Genomic DNA, 17,802 nt, shown 5'->3' on the forward strand with positions numbered 1-17,802 from the left:
GGCAAGCCTGCCCCGGTCGGTGTGGGTCGCCGTGGTCCGGCCGGGTGTGGGCCAGCCTGTTTCGGCCGGTGTGGGTCGTGGTGGTCCGGTCGGTGCGGGTCGGTGCCGCTGTGCCCCCGCCGCAGCCGGTTCCCGCCGCAGCTGGTGCCGCTGCGCCTCCATCCGTGTAGGTCCACCCTCGGGCCCTGTCGAGCTGATGACGCTGGCGGCTCGCCAGCACCGCCGGTGCGGGCAGCTCGCCATGGCACCGGGGCGGGACCCTCGTCAGGGCGGTGGTAACGGTGACGTCGCCGGGCGGGTGAATCGTCGACGTCATCAGCTCGACAGGGCCCGAAGGAGTGTTCCGAGACCCCGCCCCCACTGCTCCGGCGGTCGCCCCCGCACGCCCCCACCCCCGCACGCCTCCACCCCCGCAGCGCGCCTTACCCCCGCAGCGCGCCCCACCCCCGCACGCCCCGGCGCAGCGGAGCGGCCGGCGCAGCGGAGCGGCCGGCGCAGCGGAGCGGCCGGGGTCAGCCGAAGCGGCCGGTGATGTAGTCCTCGGTCTTCTTCTGGCTGGGGTTGCTGAAGATCTTCTGGGTGTTGTCGTACTCGATGAGCCGGCCGGGGTCGCCGGTCTTCTCGATCGAGAAGAAGGCGGTGCGGTCGGAGACCCGGGCCGCCTGCTGCATGTTGTGGGTGACGATGATGATGGTGAACTTGTCCTTGAGCTGGAACATCAGGTCCTCGATGGCCAGCGTCGAGATCGGGTCCAGCGCCGAGCAGGGCTCGTCCATCAGCACCACCTGCGGCTCGACCGCGATGGTCCGGGCGATGCACAGCCGCTGCTGCTGACCACCGGACAGGCCCGCGCCGGGCTTGCCGAGGCGGTCCTTGACCTCGTCCCACAGGTTCGCCGCGCGCAGCGCCTTCTCGGCGGCCTCGTCCAGGATGGACTTCTTGCGCACCCCGTTGAGCCGCAGCCCGGCCACCACGTTCTCGAAGATGCTCATGGTGGGGAACGGGTTGGGGCGCTGGAACACCATGCCGATCATGCGGCGGACGGCGGTCACGTCGACGTCGCGGTCGTAGACGTCCTGACCGTCGATGGTCAGGCTGCCCTCGACCCGGGCGCCCGGCAGCACCTCGTGCATCCGGTTGATCGACCGCAGGAAGGTCGACTTGCCGCAGCCGGACGGGCCGATCAGGGCGGTGACCGTCTTCGGCTCGACCGTCAGGTTGATGTTCTCGATCGCCTTGAAACCGCCGTAGTAGGCGGTCACGTCGGTGGCGTCGATGCGCTTGGCCATGGTGGTACCTCCGGGGTTCATCGGCCGAGCCGGTTGCGGCGGGCCAGCAGCTTCGCGGCGACGGTGAGCACGAGCACGAGGACGACCAGGGTCAACGCCGCCGTCCAGGCCCGTGCCGGTGAGTACTTCGACGCCTCGCCGGCCTGCTGGTAGACGAACAGGGCCAGCGACGACTGGTTGTTCTCGAACGGGTTGAAGTTGATCGCTGCACCGCCACCGGCGACGAGCAGCACCGGGGCGGTCTCCCCGGCGGCCCGCGCGATGGAGAGCATGATGCCGGTGACGATGCCGGGCAGCGCGGTGGGCAGCACCACCCGCAGGATGGTCTTCCACTTGGGTACGCCGAGGGCGTACGCACCCTCGCGCAGCGGCGCGGGGACCAGCCGCAGCATCTCCTCGGTGGAGCGGACCACCGTCGGCAGCATCAGCACGCTCAACGCGAGCGCGGCGGCGAAGCCGGAGAAGCCGGGCTGGCCGTCGTTGAACCACGGGGACACGATCAGCACCCAGAAGGCCAGCACGAACAGCCCGGTGACGATGGACGGGATGCCCGTCATCACGTCGACGAAGAACCGGATGGTGAAGGCGAACCGGCCCCGGCCGTACTCGACGATGTAGATCGCGCAGAGCACGCCGAGCGGGACGGTGATCGCGGTGGCGATGCCGACCTGCTCCAGGGTGCCGACGATGGCGTGGTACGCGCCGCCGTTGGCGTCGCGGGCCCCGATGTTGTTCATCGAGCTGCCGAAGAAGTCGCCGTCGAGCCGGGCGGTGCCCTTGCTGAACAGCGTCCACACCACCGAGGCCAGCGGCAGCACGGCCAGCACCAGGGCGGAGTGGATCAGGGCGCTCCAGAACCGGTTGCGGGCCGACCGGCGGCCCTCCACCGCGTTGGCGGCGGCGAACAGGCCGGCCAGGTAGAGCAGCGCGCCGAGCACCACGACCAGGACCGGGCCGCCGAGGTCGACGCCGTAGACGAGGCCGGCGGAGACCAGCAGGGCCAGCACGGCCAGGGCGGGGGCGGCGTACCCGGGCAGGCGTTTCGCCCGCAGGCTGTCCGGCTGGGCCGGTGGGCGGGAACGGCGGGGGGTGAGGGTGGTGGTCATGCGGCCGACTCCGTGAACTCGCGGCGGCGGTAGATGATCGCCCGCGCGGTGATGTTGACGACCAGCGTGATGGCGAAGAGCACCAGGCCGGACGCGATGAGCGCACCCCGGCCGGTCTCGTTGGCCTCCGCGAACCGGTTGGCGATGTTCGCGGCGATGCTGTTGCCGCCGTTGGCGAGGATGTTGAACGAGATGGCGTACGTCGAGCCGAGGGTGAGCGCGAGCGCGATGGTCTCGCCGAGCGCCCGGCCGAGGCCGAGCATGACGGCGGCGATGATGCCGGGCCGGCCGTACGGCAGGACCGCCGTGCGCAGCATCTCCCAGCGGGTGGCCCCCAGCGCGATGGCGGCCTCCTCGTTGGCGGTCGGGGTCTGGAGGAACACCTCGCGGGAGAGTGAGGTGATGATCGGCAGCACCATGATCGCCAGGACGAGGGACCCAAGCAGGATCGAGTTGCCGTACGGGCCGTCACCGAAGATCGGGATCCAGCCGAAGTACTGGTTCAGCCAGGCCGACAGGTCGGCGACCGGCCCGACGAGGTAGTCCCGCCCCCACAGGCCGAACACCACGCTCGGCACGGCGGCCAGCAGGTCGATCACGAAGCCCAGGGCGGTGCCGAGCCGCCGCGGCGCGTAGTGCGACAGGTAGAGGGCGATGCCCAGCGCCACCGGCACCGCGACCAGCAGGGCCAGCAGCGCGGTGAGCAGGGTGCCGAAGGCGAGCGCGCCGATGCCGAACGTGGGTGGATCGTCGTTGGGGAACCAGCCCTCGAAGGTCCAGAAGTTCGCACTGTTGGCCCGCAGCGCCGGCACGGCCTTGGCGACCAGGAAGACCGCGATGGCCGCGATGACGACCAGCACGGTGACACCGGCGGCCAGGGTCACGCCACGGAACGCCCGTTCCGCGCCGAACGCGCGGGCCCGGGGCAGCCCGCCGCCCCCGCCCAGGCCGTGGTCGTCGTCGTGGGGGGTACGGGTGCTGACTGGTGCCTCGGCCACACGCGCCGAGGCACCGGCGGACCGCTCGTGACCCTGGGTCACGGCATGCCCGCCGGTGCCGGCGTGTGCCGAGCGGTGAGGGGTTTCACCCATCTGCTCGCTCGCTTCGACTTGAGGAGGTGTTGTCGCTCGGGAGGGTCAGCCGAGGTTCTTGACTGCGGTCTCGACCTTGGTGCGGACCGAGTCGGGCAGCGGGGCGTAGCCCAGCTCCACCAGCTCGGCCTGGCCCTCGGTGCTGGCGGCGTGGCCCAGCAGGCCCTTGACCAGCGGCAGCTTGTCGGCGGCGATGCCCTTGCTGCAGACGATCTCGTAGGTCACCAGGACGATCGGGTACGCCCCGGCCTCCTTGGTGGCGTAGTCGATCGACATCTTGAGGTCGTCGCCCTGGCCCTCGATCTTTGCCCCGGCGATGGTCTTGCCGGCCGACTCGGCGGTCAGCTCGGCGTACTCGCCGGCACCGTTCTGCACCTTGGCCTTCTTGAGGCCGGAGTTCTCGGCGTACGACCACTCGACGTAGCTGATCGTGCCCTCGGTGCTCTTGACCTTGGCGGCGACACCGTCGGACTTGGGGGCGCCGAGCCCGCCCGGGGCCTTCCACGCCTTGTTGTTGCCGAAGGTCCAGTCCGTCGCGGCGGTCTTCGACAGGAACTTGGTGAAGTTGTCGGTGGTGCCCGACTCGTCGGAGCGGTGCACCGTCTGGATCGCGGTGGCGGGGAGCGTGGCGTTCGGGTTGTCGGCCTTGATCGCCGGGTCGTCCCACTTGGTGACCTTGCCGGCGAAGATCTGCGCCAGGGTGGCCGGCTTGAGCTGGAGGTTGTCCAGGCCGCCGACGTTGTAGACGACCGCGACCGGGCCGATCACCATCGGCAGGTTGAGCGCCGCGCCGCCGGTGCACTTGGCGTCGGCCTGCGGCTGCTCCTCCGGCTTGAGGGCGGAGTCGGAGCCGGCGAAGTCGGCGGTGCCGGCGATGAACGCCTGGATGCCCGCGCCGGAGCCGCTGGCCTCGTAGTTGATCGTGGTGCCGGCGCACTTCTGCTGGTAGGCCTTGATCCACTCGGCCATGGCGTTCTTCTGCGCGGAGGAGCCCTGCGCGTTCAGGGTGCCCTTGCCACAGTCGGCCGCGCTGGCCGAGCCGGAGGCGGAGGCGCTGGCCGGCTCGTTGTTGTCCGAGCCGCAGGCGCTGAGGCCGAGGACCGCGGTAAGAGCGAGGCAGGCAATGGCGCCGTGCCGCTGGAGCTTCACCTGAGGGGTTTCCCTTCACGTCTTTGGTCAGGTCGCCCGGATTGGGGCCCGAGTGCCGGCGCGCTGACCGGCTGACACGAAAGCTAGAAGTGCCAGGTAGACGGTTCGCCGGTCGGAAGTGAACGGGGCATGAACAGCCCCGGCCGGGAAGGTGACCGCTGCCTGAGGGAGGGTTGTCCGTTAGGTGAACTGCCGTCCCGGTATCCGCATTGATGCGATATATCCGGGCAGCCGTTATCCGGGCGTGGCCCCGCCGTTACCGCACGGAGACCGCACCGGTCGTGCCCCGGCCGGTCACCGGCCGGGGTGGAGTGGACGGGAGAGCGTCAGCCCAGGTGGTAGTTCACGTGCCCGCACCAGCGGGCGAAACCGAGCCGCTCATAGAGCGAGACGGCCGCCGTGTTCGACTCGTCGACATAGAGCATCACCCGGTCCAGCCCGCGCCGGTCCCGCAGGTAGGCCAGCCCGGCGGTGGTGAGCGCCCGGCCCAGGCCGCCACCGTGCGCGTCCGGGTCCACCCCCACCACGTAGACCTCGCCGATGCGGGCCGAGCCGGGCCGCTCGTGCACCTTGGTCCAGTGGAAGCCGAGCAGCCGCCCGGCAGCGTCGACGGCGAGCAGGAAACCGGCCGGGTCGAACCACGGCTCGGCCAGCCGGGCCCGCAGGTCGGCGGTGGTCCACCGGCCCTGCTCCGGGTGCCCGGCGAAGGCGCGGGCGTTGAGCGCGAGCCAGGCGTCGTCGTCCTCGCCGGGGCGGAAGGACCGCAGTGTCGCCCCGGCGGGCAGGTGGGGTTCCGACACCGGGTCGGTCAACGAGCGGCGCAACTGCCAGAGGACCCGGGCCCGCGCGAAGCCCAGGTCGACCGCGAGCGCCGCGGCGGCCGGGTGGTCGCCGTGCGCCCAGGCCCGCACCGGTCCGGGAGTCGCCGCGAGTACGCCCCGGGCCAGCGCCCGTCCGGTGCCCCGCCGCCGGAAACCCGGGCGCACCACCAGCTCCACCCCGACACCGGACGTCGGGTCGGTGGTGTCCAGGTGGGCGTACCCGGTCAGGGTGCCGTCGGGGGCGTGGGTGCTCAGGTGCCGGGCTGCCGCCTGCGGGTCGCGCAGCCGCAGCAGGGTGTGCTCGTCGAAGGGGTCGGCTCCGTCGGTGTCGCCCGCGAGGCGGGCCAGGGCCAGCACCTCGGTCACCTCGGCCGGGGTGAGCCGGTCGCTCTGGGTCAACCGGTCGGTCGTCGACTCGCCGCTGCTCATCTGATCACCGTAGCGGGAGCCGCCCGGTCGTCCCGCCCGTCGATCGGTTCAGTTGGCCCCGCCGGGCGGCAGCGCCTCCAGGCGGAACCGGGCGAGCAGGTCGGGCAGGATCCGGCGCAGCGCGTCCACGGTGCCCTGCCGGTCGCCACCGGCGTCGTGCATGAGCACGACCGCGCCCGGCCCGGTGTCCCGGGTGACCACCGTGGTGATCTTCGCGGCACCGGGGACCTGCCAGTCGTTGGGGTCGACGGTCCAGTGCAGCGGGGTCATCCCCAGCCCCTCGGCGACCGACACCACCGGGTACGTCCAGGCCCCGCCGGGCTGCCGGAAGTAGCTGATCCGGGCGTCCGGCACGGCGGCGTGGATGGCCTCGTTGGTCCGGATCAGGTCGGCCCGGATCAGGGCGGGGGAGCGCTTGCCGAGCAGCACGTCGTGGTGCCACGAGTGGTTGCACAGGGTGTGCCCGTCGGCGACGATCGCCTGGAGCAGCTCCGGATGGTCCTGGGCGTTCTCGCCGACCACGCAGAACGTCGCCTTGACCCCGTACGCGCGGAGCACGTCCAGCACCTGCGGCGTGTACGTCGGGTCCGGACCGTCGTCGAAGGTCAGCGCGACCTCGCCGGTGCCGGTGCTGGCGTGGCTGCCGAACGGGCCGTCGCCGCCGCTGGCCGGCTGGGCCGAGTCCGGATCGGTCCCGTCGGCGGTGGGGGCGCCGGTGGGGCCGGTGTCGTCCGGGCCGGTCGGTGCAGCGTCCGGGTCGGCGGGTTGCTCGCCGTACTGGGCGCCGCCGATCTGCGTCGACGCGCCGATCGGCTGCCGGGGTGGGGCCGGGGTCATGCTGCGCCCGAGGGCGTAGGTGGACCCGAGCAGGGCGGCCAGCACCAGGGTGACGACGCCGACGGTCCCACCGGTCGACCGGGGGCGCATCAGTGCCCCCACCGGTCAGGATGACGGGACGGCCCGCTCGTCGCCCCCGTGGTCAGTGCACGCACCGTCGCCCCTTTCACTCCTGCTGATTACGGCAATAAGAATAGAGCCGACAACAGGTGCAAAAGGGGCGTATCGGAAACAGTGCTCCCGGCCGGTGGTGCTGTGGACCGGGATCAGACCGGCAGCGGCGCGGGCTCGGACTCCGGCAGGGACCGGGACGACGGCGGGACGACGAACTTGTAACCCACCTGGCGCACGGTGCCGATCATCGACTCGTACTCCGAGCCGAGCTTGGCCCGCAGCCGTCGGACGTGCACGTCCACCGTGCGGGTGCCGCCGAAGTAGTCGTAGCCCCAGACCTCGCGGAGCAGCTGGTCCCGGGTGAACACCCGGCCCGGGTGCTGCGCCAGGAACTTCAGCAGCTCGAACTCCTTGTAGGTGAGGTCGAGCGGCCGGCCCTTGAGCTTGGCGGCGTAGGTGTCCGGGTCGATGTTCAGCTCGCCGGCCCGGATCGAACCGCCGGCCCCGGAGGTGGCGTTGCTCAGCCGGCCCACCGCGAGCCGCAGCCGGGCCTCCACCTCGGCCGGGCCCGCGCCGGCCAGGATCACGTCGTCGACGCCCCAGTCGGCGTTGAGGGCGATCAGGCCGGCCTCGGTGACCACCGCGACCAGCGGCACACCCAGGCCGGTGGCGTGCAACATGCGACAGGTGGCACGGGCCTCGCTCAACTCCGACCGGGCGTCGACCAGCACCGCGTCCGGGCTGGGCCCGGAAACCAGGGTGCGCACGTCGCGCGGCGCGGTACGCACCGAATGCGGCAACAGGTCGAGTGCCGGCAGCACCGCCGAGGGCTCACCTGCACGCGCGGTCACCAGCAGCAGGAGCTCCACACGATCACCTCCGTCCCGGCGGCTCAATGGCCGCACGCGACCAGCTGACCCGCCGGTGGGCGGGGCGCTGAGAACTTGCGTGGGTCCCGGCGTCGCTGACGGGCGGGTAACGGCTTGAGCGTAACCGATCGCCCCGTCGTCACCCCGGCGTCCTTTCCTGTTTGTCGGATCTGCCCGTGATCACCGCCCAGGTTTTAACGTCGCCGAAACCGTGATCCCCCGCCGGACGCCCCGTGATCCCCGCCGGACCCCGTCGGTCTGGCACGATCGGGGCGTGTTTCCCTCCACCTCGCCCGACACCGGCCGTGACCCGTGGGCCGACGGCGCCCCCGACGGGCCCGCCGGCCCGGCCGGCGGACCCGCACCCGGGCCGCGCCCCGCCCCGGACGACGACACCGGGAGCCGCCGCGAGCGTGGCCCGCGCCGGTTCCGTAAGGGCGGTGCCCCGCGCCGGAGCGAGGACGACGACGTCGAGCCGGACGAGGAGCCGATCGAGCCGGTCGAGGTGCACCGGCCGCTCTCGCTGACCGTCGCCGGCTTCGCGGCGCTGCTCGGCGTCGGCCTGGTGCTCGGTGCGCAGACCGCCGGGCCCGGACACCGGCTGCCGTTCGCGGTCATCGTGTTCGGCGTCCAACTGCTCTTCGTGCTGGCCTGGACCATGGCCATGCGCCCACCCGCGCTGCTGCTGGTCGCGCTGACCAGTGGCGTGGTCGCCGCGGCGGCCGACGTCGCCGCGGTGCAGACCGACGTCGCCGGGCTGGCCCCGCTCGGGTTCGTGGCGCTGGGCGGGTTCCTGCTCGGCGTGCTCGGTCAACTCGTCCGCCGGGTGGACCGGGTCCGGGTGACCGACTCGCTCGGCACCACGCTGCTGATCGTGGTCGGCGTGGTGGCGTTCGCCACCCTGATCACGCTCAGCCGGATTCCCGCCGGCACCCAGGCGATCACCGTCTGCCTGGTCGCCACCGGCGTCGCCCTCACCGTGGCCCGGCTCACCGACGCCGTGCTGGCCTGGCCCCGGCTGGCGCCGCAGGTGCCCCGGGGTGCCGCCGGGGTGGTGGTCGGCGCGATGGCCGGCACCCTCACCAGCGCCCTGCTCGGCAGCTACCTGGTGGGCTTCACCCCGACCAGCGCCGCGCTGATCGGGCTGGTCACCGCGGCCACCGCCGTGCTGGCCGACCTCGCCGTCGGCTACGCCGAGGCGGGCCGGCTGATGGCGGGCGAACCACCCACCATGTGGATCGCCCGGCACATGCAGGGCCCGCTGGGTGGCTTCGCGTTGGCCGCTCCTGCGGCGTACGCCATGTGTGTGCTCTTTCTCTGACGCCGGTTGACGGCGGCGGGCGCGCGGCGCGGTTGGGCGCGACGGCGCTCGGGTAGTAGCGGTGCGCCGCGGGCGGCGGCATCGATGACGGCACGTCGCGGGACCGCGACGGCCACGACGGCACGTCGCGGGACGGCGACGGCGACGACGGACGGAGACGGGCGTGGCGCAGACGTACGAGGAGCGGCCCCGGCGGCGCGGGCGCAGGTGGCTCGTCGTACTGGTCGTCCTGGTCCTGATCCTGGGCGGGCTGCTGGTGGTGGCCGACCGGGTGGCGGCCGGCCTGGCCGAACGGGCCATCGCCGACCAGGTCACCCAGGAGGTCGCCAAGCAGAACGCCAGCTCCGCGCCGCCCCAGGTGGACGTGGGCGGGTTCCCGTTCCTCACTCAGGTCGTCGACGGCCGGTACGAGCGGATCTCGATCGTGCTGACCGACGTCAAGGGCTCCGTGGAGGGCAACGCGGTCAGCCTGCCCCGGCTCGACGTGGACGCCCGCAACGTGCGCGCCTCGCTGGACACCATCCGCTCGGGGCAGGGTGAGGTGGTGGCCGAGACGGTGGCCGGCACCGGCACGGTCACCTACGACAGCCTGGCCAAGCTGCTGGACCGGCCGGGGCTCAAGCTCGGTGAGCAGAACGGCAAGCTGGCCGTCACCGCGCCGGTCGACATCCTCGGCCAGAAGCTCACCGTCACCGGCACCGCCGAGGTGGCCGTGGCCGACGGCGGCAAGGTGGCGTTGAAGTTCAGCGACCTGAACGCCCAGGGGCTGCCGAACGTACCGCTGGCCCGGACCCTGCTGAACAACTACGCCCGGGGCATCTCGGTCGACGTGCCCCTGCCGGAGTTGCCGTTCCAGCTCAACGTCCGCAAGGTCGAGCCGCGCCCGGAGGGGCTGACGGTGACCGCCGACGCGAAGGACGTCCCGATCAACTCGGCCAGCTGACCCACCGCTCAGTTCTGAACGCGGCCCGTCCCCGGGGTTCCCCGGCAGGCCGGGCCGCGTCCCGTATGGTGGTCGGCCCCTGGCACTCTCCGGGACGGCTGGTAGGCTCCGAAACCATGGGGACGCACCTCACCAAACGGCGCGCGGTCGACCTGTGCCGCGTGGCCACCTGCCTGTGTCGCTCCGTCATCTGACGGCGGGGCTGTCTCCGGCCGCCCAGCGGCCACTGCACCCGGGGTCCCACTGACCCTGCGGTGCCCACCCTCCGAAACGCCCGGCAGCGGCGCCGTCGCACGAACCCGTGATCCGTTCCTCTATGGGTCCCGCGCATGGTGCGACATCACCGATCTCCACCACCCGCGCTGGCTCACCACCCATCCTCACCAGGGAGTGATCTGATGAGTCGCGACACCGCACTCGTCTCGGCCGAATGGGCCGAGAAGAACCTCGACGCCCCGGGCGTCGTCTTCGTCGAGGTCGACGAGGACACCTCCGCCTATGACACCGGCCACATCGCCGGTGCCATCAAGCTCGACTGGAAGACCGACCTCCAGGACCAGGTCCGCCGGGACTTCGTCAACAAGGCCCAGTTCGAGGCGCTGCTCTCCGAGCGGGGCATCGGCAACGACGACGTCGTGGTCCTCTACGGCGGCAACAACAACTGGTTCGCCGCGTACGCGTACTGGTACTTCAAGCTCTACGGCCACCGCGACGTCAAGCTGCTCGACGGCGGTCGCAAGAAGTGGGAGCTGGACGCCCGTCCGCTGGTCAAGGACGCGGTGACCCGCCCGGCCACCCAGTACGTCGCGCAGGAGCCGGACACCTCGATCCGCGCGTTCCGCGATGAGGTCGTCGCCGCGATCGGCACCAAGAACCTGGTCGACGTGCGCAGCCCCGACGAGTTCGCCGGCCGGCTGCTGGCCCCCGCGCACCTGCCGCAGGAGCAGGCGCAGCGGGCCGGGCACATCCCGACCGCGATCAGCGTGCCGTGGTCCAAGGCGGCCAACGAGGACGGCACCTTCAAGTCCGACGACGAGCTGCGCAAGATCTACGCCGACGCCGGGCTGGACGACGGCAAGGAGACCATCGCCTACTGCCGGATCGGCGAGCGTTCCTCGCACAGCTGGTTCGTCCTGCAGGAGCTGCTCGGCCACCCCAACGTGAAGAACTACGACGGTTCCTGGACCGAGTACGGCTCGCTGGTCGGTGTGCCGGTGGCGCTCGGCGACGAGCCCGGGGAGGCCTGAGCCATGACCGCTCCCACCGCCGCCGGTTGCGCCGCGCCGGACCAGTCCGCGCCTCTGCCGGCCAGCCTGGACCTGGAGAAGGAAACCGTCATCACCGGCCAGGTGCTGGCCGAGTCGGGCGACGTCGTGCCCGGCGCGTACGTCCGGTTGCTGGACTCGACAGGTGAGTTCACCGCCGAGGTCGTCACCTCGCCGACCGGGCAGTTCCGGTTCTTCGCCGCGCCGGGCAACTGGACCCTGCGGGCGCTGTCCCGGCACGGCAACGGCGACACCGCCGTGACCGCCAACCGGGGCATCAACGAGGTCTCCGTCACGGTGGCCTGACCCACGCATCGATCGGCCCGGGGCCGGTCACCCCACCCGGGGTGACCGGCCCCGGGCCGTCGCACCCTCCGGCGGCCCGCCCGGCACCCGGGTGTCCGCGCCCGGCAGGCGCGAGTGCCCGCCGCCCGGCAGGCGCAAGGTGCCTGTCGCCCGCCAGCCCACCGGGCCTTCGCCCGGCCGGCGGTGTCACGAGGTGCAGCCGCCCTGGTGATCGACCCGCCGGACGCAGCGGCGACGCCCACCGAGCCGCCTGTCGCAGAAGACCTGATGCTGCGGTTGCGACCCGCCCTCCTCGGAGACGGTCGTCTCACCGAGCACCAACTCCGGCAGGAACGCCAGCGACCGCCCGATCGCACGGGCCAGCAGCCGCGCCGCCGGCAGGTCGTCGGCGGCGACAGTCAGGTGTACGACGTACCGCTCGCGCTCGGTCGCGGTGGTCACGCCCGCACCACCCGGGGTGCGAACCGGGACTGCCAGTCGCGCAGCGCACCCTTGATCCGCGCGTTCTCCTCCCGGGTACGGGCCAGCTCGGCGTGCAGCACCGCCAGCTCGTCGGCGACCAGGTGCAGGAACCCGTCCACCTCGGCCGGGTCCAGCCCGTGCCGGGACCGCCGGAACCGTTGCTGCCGCACCTGGCTCGTGCAGAGCGGCCGGTGCGCCACCGGTTGGTAGTGGTGTGCCACCGGTTGGTGGTGGTGTGCCACCGGTTGGTGGTGGTGTGCCGCCGGCCCGTGGTGGTGGCCGGTGTTCTGCCGCCCCGCTGCCCCGACCCACCCGGCGGTGGTCATCGGGGGTCGATGGAACGCCCTGCGCCGGTTGGTTCTCGTCGCCCCGGGCCAGTTGGTGGTGACTGCCCTGGGCTGGTCGGTCGTGGTCGACCGGGGCCGGTCGGTTGTGGTCTCGCTGGGTCGGTTAACGGTGACTGCCCTGGGCTGGTCGGTCGTGGTCGACCACGACCAGTCGGTTGTGGTCTTCCTGGGCCGGCCGGCACCGGTCGACCGGTGCCGGCGGAGGAGTCGGAGGAACCTGCACATGATGGGCCACCTTTCCCGCAGGGGCAGCGGGATGGCGCTGCCGTGGAAGGTGGTCGGGGCGGGCGGGTTCCCTTCCAGCGTCGTCACCCGCCCCGACCGGGGGAGAGCCCTGCTCGTTGCCACGCGAGGAGTGCTCGCCGACCAACTTATTTGAGGAACTTGAGAGAGTCAACGACTGGTTGCAGTGCGTAGTTGCGTGCCGTGATGAGAGCGTGATCGAATCGCGGGTGCCACGCGAGGAGTGCCATGCCTGCGACCCCGGACTACATCCGGATCTCCGACGAGATCGTCGCCGACGTCAGGTCGGGTAAGTACAAACCGGGCGACAAGCTGCCCTCGATCAGCGAGCAGTGCAGCCGGTTCAGCGTCAGCCCGTCGACGATCAACCTGGTCAACGTGCGGCTGGAGGCGCTCGGGGTGATCAGCCGGCACCAGGGCAAGGGCATCTACATCACCGACCCGGCGACGTGGCTGCGTAAGCCCTGACGGCGGTTGACGCTTCCTCGGGCCGTGGTATGTCCCCTCCACGGCGGGATGCCTCCTCGCGGCCGGATGCCCCCTCCATGATCGACTCAATTTCATGGTTGTAGTGGTATCCGCCCGCTCTGATGCCACTACAACCATGAAGTAGTGGCGCCTCGGTCGCTGGACCCCCTCGCGCCCCGGTCGCCGGGGGACGTGGCGGTGGCCGCCGACCCGGGAGGGGTCGACGGCCACCGTCAGTGCGGCTGTCCGGTCAGAGGCCGGACGCCCGTGCTCCCGCACAGGTCGACGTCGGCGCCAGGCGGAAGTCGAGCGTGCCGACGATGCCTGCTTCCACGACGGCCCGCTGGACCTGGGGCACCCAGCTGTCCTTCGCCACGATCACCTCGTACCTGCCCTTGGGCAGCCACCAGGCGTAGCGGCCCTGGGCGTCGGCGGTGAGCGTGGTGCCGGTGGTCGAGTTGACCAGGTTCAGCCGGATCGTGGCCGGAACGCCGACGGTCTGGCCGCCGCAGGTCACCCCGGTCACCGTGCCCTGGATCTTGCCCCAGTTGTTCGGTGGCGAGACGTTCATCTCGACCCCGACCGACGACACCGGGTACGGCGTGTCCGAGGTGATCCCCAGCTCACCCGAGTATGCCCCGGGCTGGAGCACCCCGGCCGCCGCCGTGGCGGTCAGCGTGACGGTGACCGTCTGGGACGCCCCCGGGGCCAGCGTGAAGCTGGTCGGTGCGGTGGACAGCCACGGCAGGTCACTGGCGTCGGCGCAGCCTTCCAGCCCACCGAGCCGCTCGCTGTCCGCCGAGCCGACGAACGAGCTGGGCGAACCACCGATCTTGTACGCCCCGCAGGCGGCAGCGCCCCGGTACCTGTTGAACTGGGCGTTCGGCAGGTTCCGCCACGCCCCGGCGACCGGGTCGAAGCCGACCGTCCGGTTGGTGACCGACGTCGAGCCGCCCGTCACCCCGCCGGCCAGCACCAGCATGCCGCCGGCCGACGCGTACTGGGAGCCCCACAGGTCGACCGGGAGGTTCGGCAGCGGGCTCCAGGTGTCCGACGCCGGCTCGTACCGCCAGGCGTCGGTGTACTCGTCGTCGGCGACGCCACCGGCGCAGTACACCTGGGCGCCGATCCCGCCGCAGGACAGCCAGGAGACCGGGTGCGGGTAGGCCGCTCCGGCCCGGAACGTCCCGGTACGCGGATCGAACACCACCAGCTTGTTGCTCTCCGTGCAGGTGGTGTCGACGCAGCCACCGACCAGGTACACCTTGCCGCCCGCCACGGCGGTGCCGGCTGCGGCGGCAGGGGCCGGGTTGACCGCCCCGGCCAGGGTGCTCCACGAACCGCTGGCCGGGTCGAAGACGTCCACCGTCGGCTCGGCACCGGTGCCGTCGCCCCAGCCGCCGAGCACGTACAGCTTGCCGCTGATACCCACGGCGGACGGCTTGGAACGGGCGTGCGGCAGGTCGGGCAGCGCCGTCCAGACGCCGGTGGCCGGCTCGAACACCCAGGCCTTGCGCTCGTTGCCGGTGTCACCACCGCCGCCGACCGAGTAGACCTTACCGTCCAGGTTGGCCGCCGCGTTGTCGTAGATCGCGGCGGGCAGGTTGGTGATCCGCGTCCAGGCGTCGTCGGCCTGCGGCGCGGCGTCGGCGTTCCCGCCGCCGTACCGGGCACCGGTACGGCCGGTGCTGATCCCCTTGACCACCTGCTCCCGCAGCGGTGCGCCGCCGGTGGACAGCACCTCGAACCCGCCACCGCGTTCCAGCAGCTCCACGGTCGCCGGGGCGGAGCCCGTGTTGCGGACCGTCACCTTGGCGTTGCGGGTGCTGCCGTACGGCTGGTGGGCCTCGATCGTGGTGGTGCTGACGGTGAGCCGCCCCGCGGCCAGGGCCAGGTCGGCCCGGCGGGTGCTGTCGGCCACCACCGTCACCTGCTGGGTGACCGGGGTGTACGGCGGCCGGGACGCGGTGAACGGGTGGGCGCCGGTCAGCCCCGAGAAGAGGTGGTAGAAGCCGTCCGGCAGGTTCGGGTCGTCCGGGGTGGCCGCCGAGACGGCCGTGTCGGTGGGCCGGTCGACGCTGGTCACCGTCACCCCGTTGACGGCCGCGCCGGTGTTGCGGTCGGTGGTGTTGCCGACCACCAGGCCACCCGGCACGGGGGTGCAGTCCCGGTTGACCAGCTGGACGTCGTCCACCTGCCACCACCAGGCGAAGGTGCCCTTGAACCGGAAGCGCACCAGCGCCCCGGTCGCGCCGGCCGCCGGGGTCAGCGGCACCTCCTCGACGCGGGGGCCGCGCCGGCTGGCGGTCTGGTGCCACACGTTCGTCCAGCTCGCCCCGGCGTCGGTGGAGACGTCCACGTCGGCGGTGTCGCTGATCCCGACCGCCCGCCAGTCGCTGCGGAACCGCAGCAGCGGAGCGGCCGAGGCGGACAGGTCGACCGGCGGGGCGATCAGGTCGGTGTCCTGGGTGTTGCCGGTGCCGAGCTTGTCGCTGTCGACGATCGCGAACCCGCCGGTGCCGCCGGTCAGGTTGCCCCGCGCACCCGGGTCGTTGAAGACCCAGCCGCCCTTCTCGGTGCGGTTGCGCACCGACCAGCCCTCCGGTGCGGTGGTGCCGTCGAAGCTCTGCGACAGCAGCGGCGCGCTGAGGCTGCCGGTGTAACCGGCGGCGACACAGGCCGCCTCGACCGGGACCGGGATGTCCGCAGTGGTGGCCGTCGCGCCGACGGTCAGGTCCTTGGTCACCGTCCGGTAGCCCGGGTACTTCGCGGTGACGGTGAGCTTGTAGTCGGAGTTGCCGGCCACGGTGAAGGAGTACCGGCCGGTCACCGGGTCGGTGAAGACCGGTGCGCCGGGCCGGCCGGCGACCTCGATCGTGGCGTACAACGGCCAGCCGTGCCCGGAGCCGTCGGTGACCCGACCCGAGACGGTGACCGTCGGGGTCGCCGTCAGGGCGAAGTCCCGGGTGACAGTGCCGTCCGCCGGGACGGTCACGGTGCCGGTCGCGGTGCGGAAGCCGTACGCGGACACGGTCAGCGTGGTCTCGCCGGCCGGCACGGTCAGGGTGTACCGGCCGTCCGTGCCGGTGGTGGTGCTGCGGTCGCCGTCGGCGACGGTGGCACCGGCGACCGGGTCACCGTCGGCGGTGTCGGTGACCGTGCCGCTGATCCGGCCCACCGGCCCACGCGGGGCCTGCCGGACCGCCTCGTACGCGTTGAGCCGACCCTCGCCGAAGACGTTGTTGTCGGCGGCGGTGCCCCCGCAGGTGGTCGCGTCGACGTCGGTCGCGGTGCGGTCGAGCAGTGCCTCCGTGGCGCCGATGTCACCGCGCAGGCTGGGCGCGGCCGACCAGACCAGGGCGATCGTGCCGGCCACGTGCGGGGCGGCCATCGAGGTGCCGTTGAACGACGCGTACCCGTTGCCGGGGACGCTGGAGCGCACGTTGCTGCCGGGCGCGGCGATGTTCGGCTTCAACCCGGCCGGGTCGGTGGCGTTGCCCCGGCCGGAGAAGCCGGAGATGTTGTTGTTCACGTCGTACGAGCCGACCGCGTACGCGTTGGAGTTGTCACCGGGGGAGCCGGCACTGCCACAGGCCGGGCCGTCGTTGCCGGCGGAGAAGACCGGGAACATCCCGGCGGCCCGCCAGGCGGCCACGGTCTGCTGGTACCACAGGTCGCCGCCGTCGCCGCCCCAGGAGTTGTTGACGATGTCGGGGCGCAGGTCGGGGCGGGGGTTCTGGCCGTTGAGGTCGGTCGGGGCGAGCACCCACTGGCCGGCGGCCAGCAGTGAGGCGTCCGAGCAGTTGTTGGACTCGCAGCCCTTGGCGGCGATCCACTTCGCGCCGGGGGCGACCCCCACCTGGTTGGCGGACCCGTCGGTGCCGACCATCGTGCCCATGGTGTGGGTGCCGTGGTCGTTGTTGTCGCAGGGGGCGTCCTGCGGGCAGATGCCGGCCGGGTCGTACCAGTCGTAGTTGTGGTCGAAGGTGCCGCCGCCGAGGTTGCCCCGGTAGGAGTTGACCAGCGCCGGGTGGTCGAACTGGACGCCGCTGTCGATGTTGGCGACGACCAGGCCTTCACCCCGGTCGCCGAACTCGTCCCAGACCCGGGGGGCGCCGATGTTGGTCAACCCCCACTCGACGGCGTCGGTGCCGGCGCGGGCGTCGGTGCTGCGGACCGGGCGGATCAGCGGGTAGCTGCGGGTCGGGGAGATCCGGGCGACCTCGGGACGGGCGGCGACGACGTCCAGCAGCGCCCGGTCGCCGGTCACCCGGAGCGCGTTGGCGATCCAGTACGCGGTGTAGGTGGCCTTGCGGTCGTCGAGCACCGCGCGCAGGTCGCGCTGGGTCCGCTCGGCGGTGGTGGTGAGCAGTCGGTGGACCTCACCGGCGCGGGCGTCCGGGCTGCGCAGCCGGGCCGCGTCGGCGAGCGGGGCCTGCTCGCGCAGGTAGACCAGGAAGGTTTCGGTGCCGTCGGCGAGTCCGTCGAGGACCTGCTGGTCCACGGTGGCCCGGGGCGTGGCCGGTGCGGCACCGGCGGGTAGTGCGGGCTGGGCGGTGAGGCCCAACAGTCCGGCCGCGAGCGCGGCCACCAATCGCCACCGGGACGGTCGTCCGGTCGGTCGTCTGAGCACGCTGTTCCTCCCCACGTCGTCGGGCCCGATCGGTTCGGACCCGGCCGCGTGTGCCGTGGTGGTGGCCACGCGGAGCGGCTGGGGGAGACGGCCGGTGGTGGGTGCTGGA

16 protein-coding genes and 1 pseudogene are annotated in these 17,802 nt (G+C 72.3%); 7 read left to right on the forward strand and 10 right to left on the reverse strand.

Annotation, left to right across the window (positions count from 1 at the left end):
- Positions 1–512 precede the first annotated feature (512 nt).
- The 7 genes from pstB to JQN83_RS15695 all read right to left on the reverse strand — a co-directional run bounded on the left by pstB (position 513) and on the right by JQN83_RS15695 (position 7,705).
- Complete coding sequence (gene pstB, locus JQN83_RS15665) at positions 513–1,289, reverse strand: phosphate ABC transporter ATP-binding protein PstB (protein ID WP_208567870.1); 777 nt, start codon at positions 1,287–1,289, stop codon at positions 513–515.
- A gap of 17 nt (positions 1,290–1,306) precedes the next feature.
- Complete coding sequence (gene pstA / locus JQN83_RS15670; RefSeq protein WP_208567871.1) at positions 1,307–2,395, reverse strand: phosphate ABC transporter permease PstA; 1,089 nt, start codon at positions 2,393–2,395, stop codon at positions 1,307–1,309.
- Complete coding sequence (pstC, locus tag JQN83_RS15675) at positions 2,392–3,486, reverse strand: phosphate ABC transporter permease subunit PstC (protein ID WP_208567872.1); 1,095 nt, start codon at positions 3,484–3,486, stop codon at positions 2,392–2,394. Before pstC ends, pstA begins: the two co-directional genes overlap by 4 nt.
- A 45-nt stretch (positions 3,487–3,531) precedes the next feature.
- Entirely contained in the window at positions 3,532–4,635 is a 1,104-nt protein-coding gene (gene pstS, locus JQN83_RS15680; RefSeq protein ID WP_208567873.1) for a phosphate ABC transporter substrate-binding protein PstS, read from the reverse strand.
- 326 nt (positions 4,636–4,961) lie between these two features.
- Positions 4,962–5,885 (reverse strand): mycothiol synthase, encoded by a 924-nt coding sequence (gene mshD, locus JQN83_RS15685; RefSeq protein ID WP_208567874.1) that lies wholly within the window; start codon positions 5,883–5,885, stop codon positions 4,962–4,964.
- Between the two features lie 48 nt (positions 5,886–5,933).
- Positions 5,934–6,824 carry a polysaccharide deacetylase family protein gene (locus tag JQN83_RS15690; protein ID WP_372444043.1) on the reverse strand — a complete coding sequence of 297 codons (891 nt, stop codon included), beginning with the start codon at positions 6,822–6,824 and terminating at the stop codon, positions 5,934–5,936.
- 164 nt (positions 6,825–6,988) lie between these two features.
- A complete protein-coding gene (locus JQN83_RS15695; protein WP_088643167.1) occupies positions 6,989–7,705 on the reverse strand; it encodes a winged helix-turn-helix transcriptional regulator in 717 nt (238 codons plus the stop codon).
- Between the two features lie 274 nt (positions 7,706–7,979).
- Here JQN83_RS15695 and JQN83_RS15700 point away from each other — a divergent pair, with 274 nt between their 5' ends.
- The 5 genes from JQN83_RS15700 (at position 7,980) to JQN83_RS15715 (ending at position 11,540) form a co-directional block, all read left to right on the forward strand.
- A complete protein-coding gene (locus JQN83_RS15700) occupies positions 7,980–9,026 on the forward strand; it encodes a hypothetical protein (protein WP_208567875.1) in 1,047 nt (348 codons plus the stop codon).
- A 163-nt stretch (positions 9,027–9,189) separates the two neighbouring features.
- Positions 9,190–9,969 (forward strand): LmeA family phospholipid-binding protein, encoded by a 780-nt coding sequence (locus tag JQN83_RS15705; protein ID WP_208567876.1) that lies wholly within the window; start codon positions 9,190–9,192, stop codon positions 9,967–9,969.
- Between the two features lie 116 nt (positions 9,970–10,085).
- Positions 10,086–10,163, forward strand: coding sequence for an Ms5788A family Cys-rich leader peptide (locus JQN83_RS34340; RefSeq protein ID WP_323135737.1), 78 nt, complete (start codon positions 10,086–10,088; stop codon positions 10,161–10,163).
- A 204-nt stretch (positions 10,164–10,367) separates the two neighbouring features.
- A complete protein-coding gene (locus JQN83_RS15710; protein WP_208567877.1) occupies positions 10,368–11,216 on the forward strand; it encodes a sulfurtransferase in 849 nt (282 codons plus the stop codon).
- Between the two features lie 3 nt (positions 11,217–11,219).
- Complete coding sequence (locus JQN83_RS15715; RefSeq protein WP_208567878.1) at positions 11,220–11,540, forward strand: DUF1416 domain-containing protein; 321 nt, start codon at positions 11,220–11,222, stop codon at positions 11,538–11,540.
- Positions 11,541–11,732: 192 nt separating this feature from the next.
- On the opposite strand, the pseudogene JQN83_RS15720 reads toward JQN83_RS15715, so the two are convergent.
- Both JQN83_RS15720 and JQN83_RS15725 read right to left on the reverse strand, forming a co-directional pair.
- Positions 11,733–11,981: pseudogene (locus JQN83_RS15720) on the reverse strand (hypothetical protein); the annotation flags it as partial.
- On the reverse strand, positions 11,978–12,328 hold the full coding sequence (locus JQN83_RS15725) for a DivIVA domain-containing protein (protein WP_208567880.1): 351 nt from the start codon (positions 12,326–12,328) through the stop codon (positions 11,978–11,980). The gene JQN83_RS15725 and the pseudogene JQN83_RS15720, both read right to left, overlap by 4 nt.
- Between JQN83_RS15725 and JQN83_RS15730 the strand changes: the two genes are divergently transcribed.
- Together JQN83_RS15730 and JQN83_RS15735 are read left to right on the forward strand one after the other, a co-directional pair.
- Positions 12,321–12,728, forward strand: coding sequence for a hypothetical protein (locus JQN83_RS15730; RefSeq protein WP_208567881.1), 408 nt, complete (start codon positions 12,321–12,323; stop codon positions 12,726–12,728). The genes JQN83_RS15725 and JQN83_RS15730 overlap by 8 nt on opposite strands.
- A gap of 92 nt (positions 12,729–12,820) precedes the next feature.
- The gene (locus JQN83_RS15735) at positions 12,821–13,060 is read left to right on the forward strand and encodes a winged helix-turn-helix domain-containing protein (RefSeq protein WP_208567882.1); all 240 of its coding nucleotides are present in this window, start codon (positions 12,821–12,823) and stop codon (positions 13,058–13,060) included.
- 250 nt (positions 13,061–13,310) lie between these two features.
- On the opposite strand, the gene JQN83_RS15740 is transcribed toward JQN83_RS15735, so the two are convergent.
- Positions 13,311–17,693, reverse strand: a complete 4,383-nt coding sequence (locus JQN83_RS15740) for a S8 family serine peptidase (protein WP_307799324.1) — start codon at positions 17,691–17,693, stop codon at positions 13,311–13,313.
- Between the last annotated feature and the right edge of the window lie 109 nt (positions 17,694–17,802).

The sequence above is a fragment of the Micromonospora antibiotica genome, assembly GCF_017599305.1.
Classification (GTDB): domain Bacteria; phylum Actinomycetota; class Actinomycetes; order Mycobacteriales; family Micromonosporaceae; genus Micromonospora; species Micromonospora antibiotica.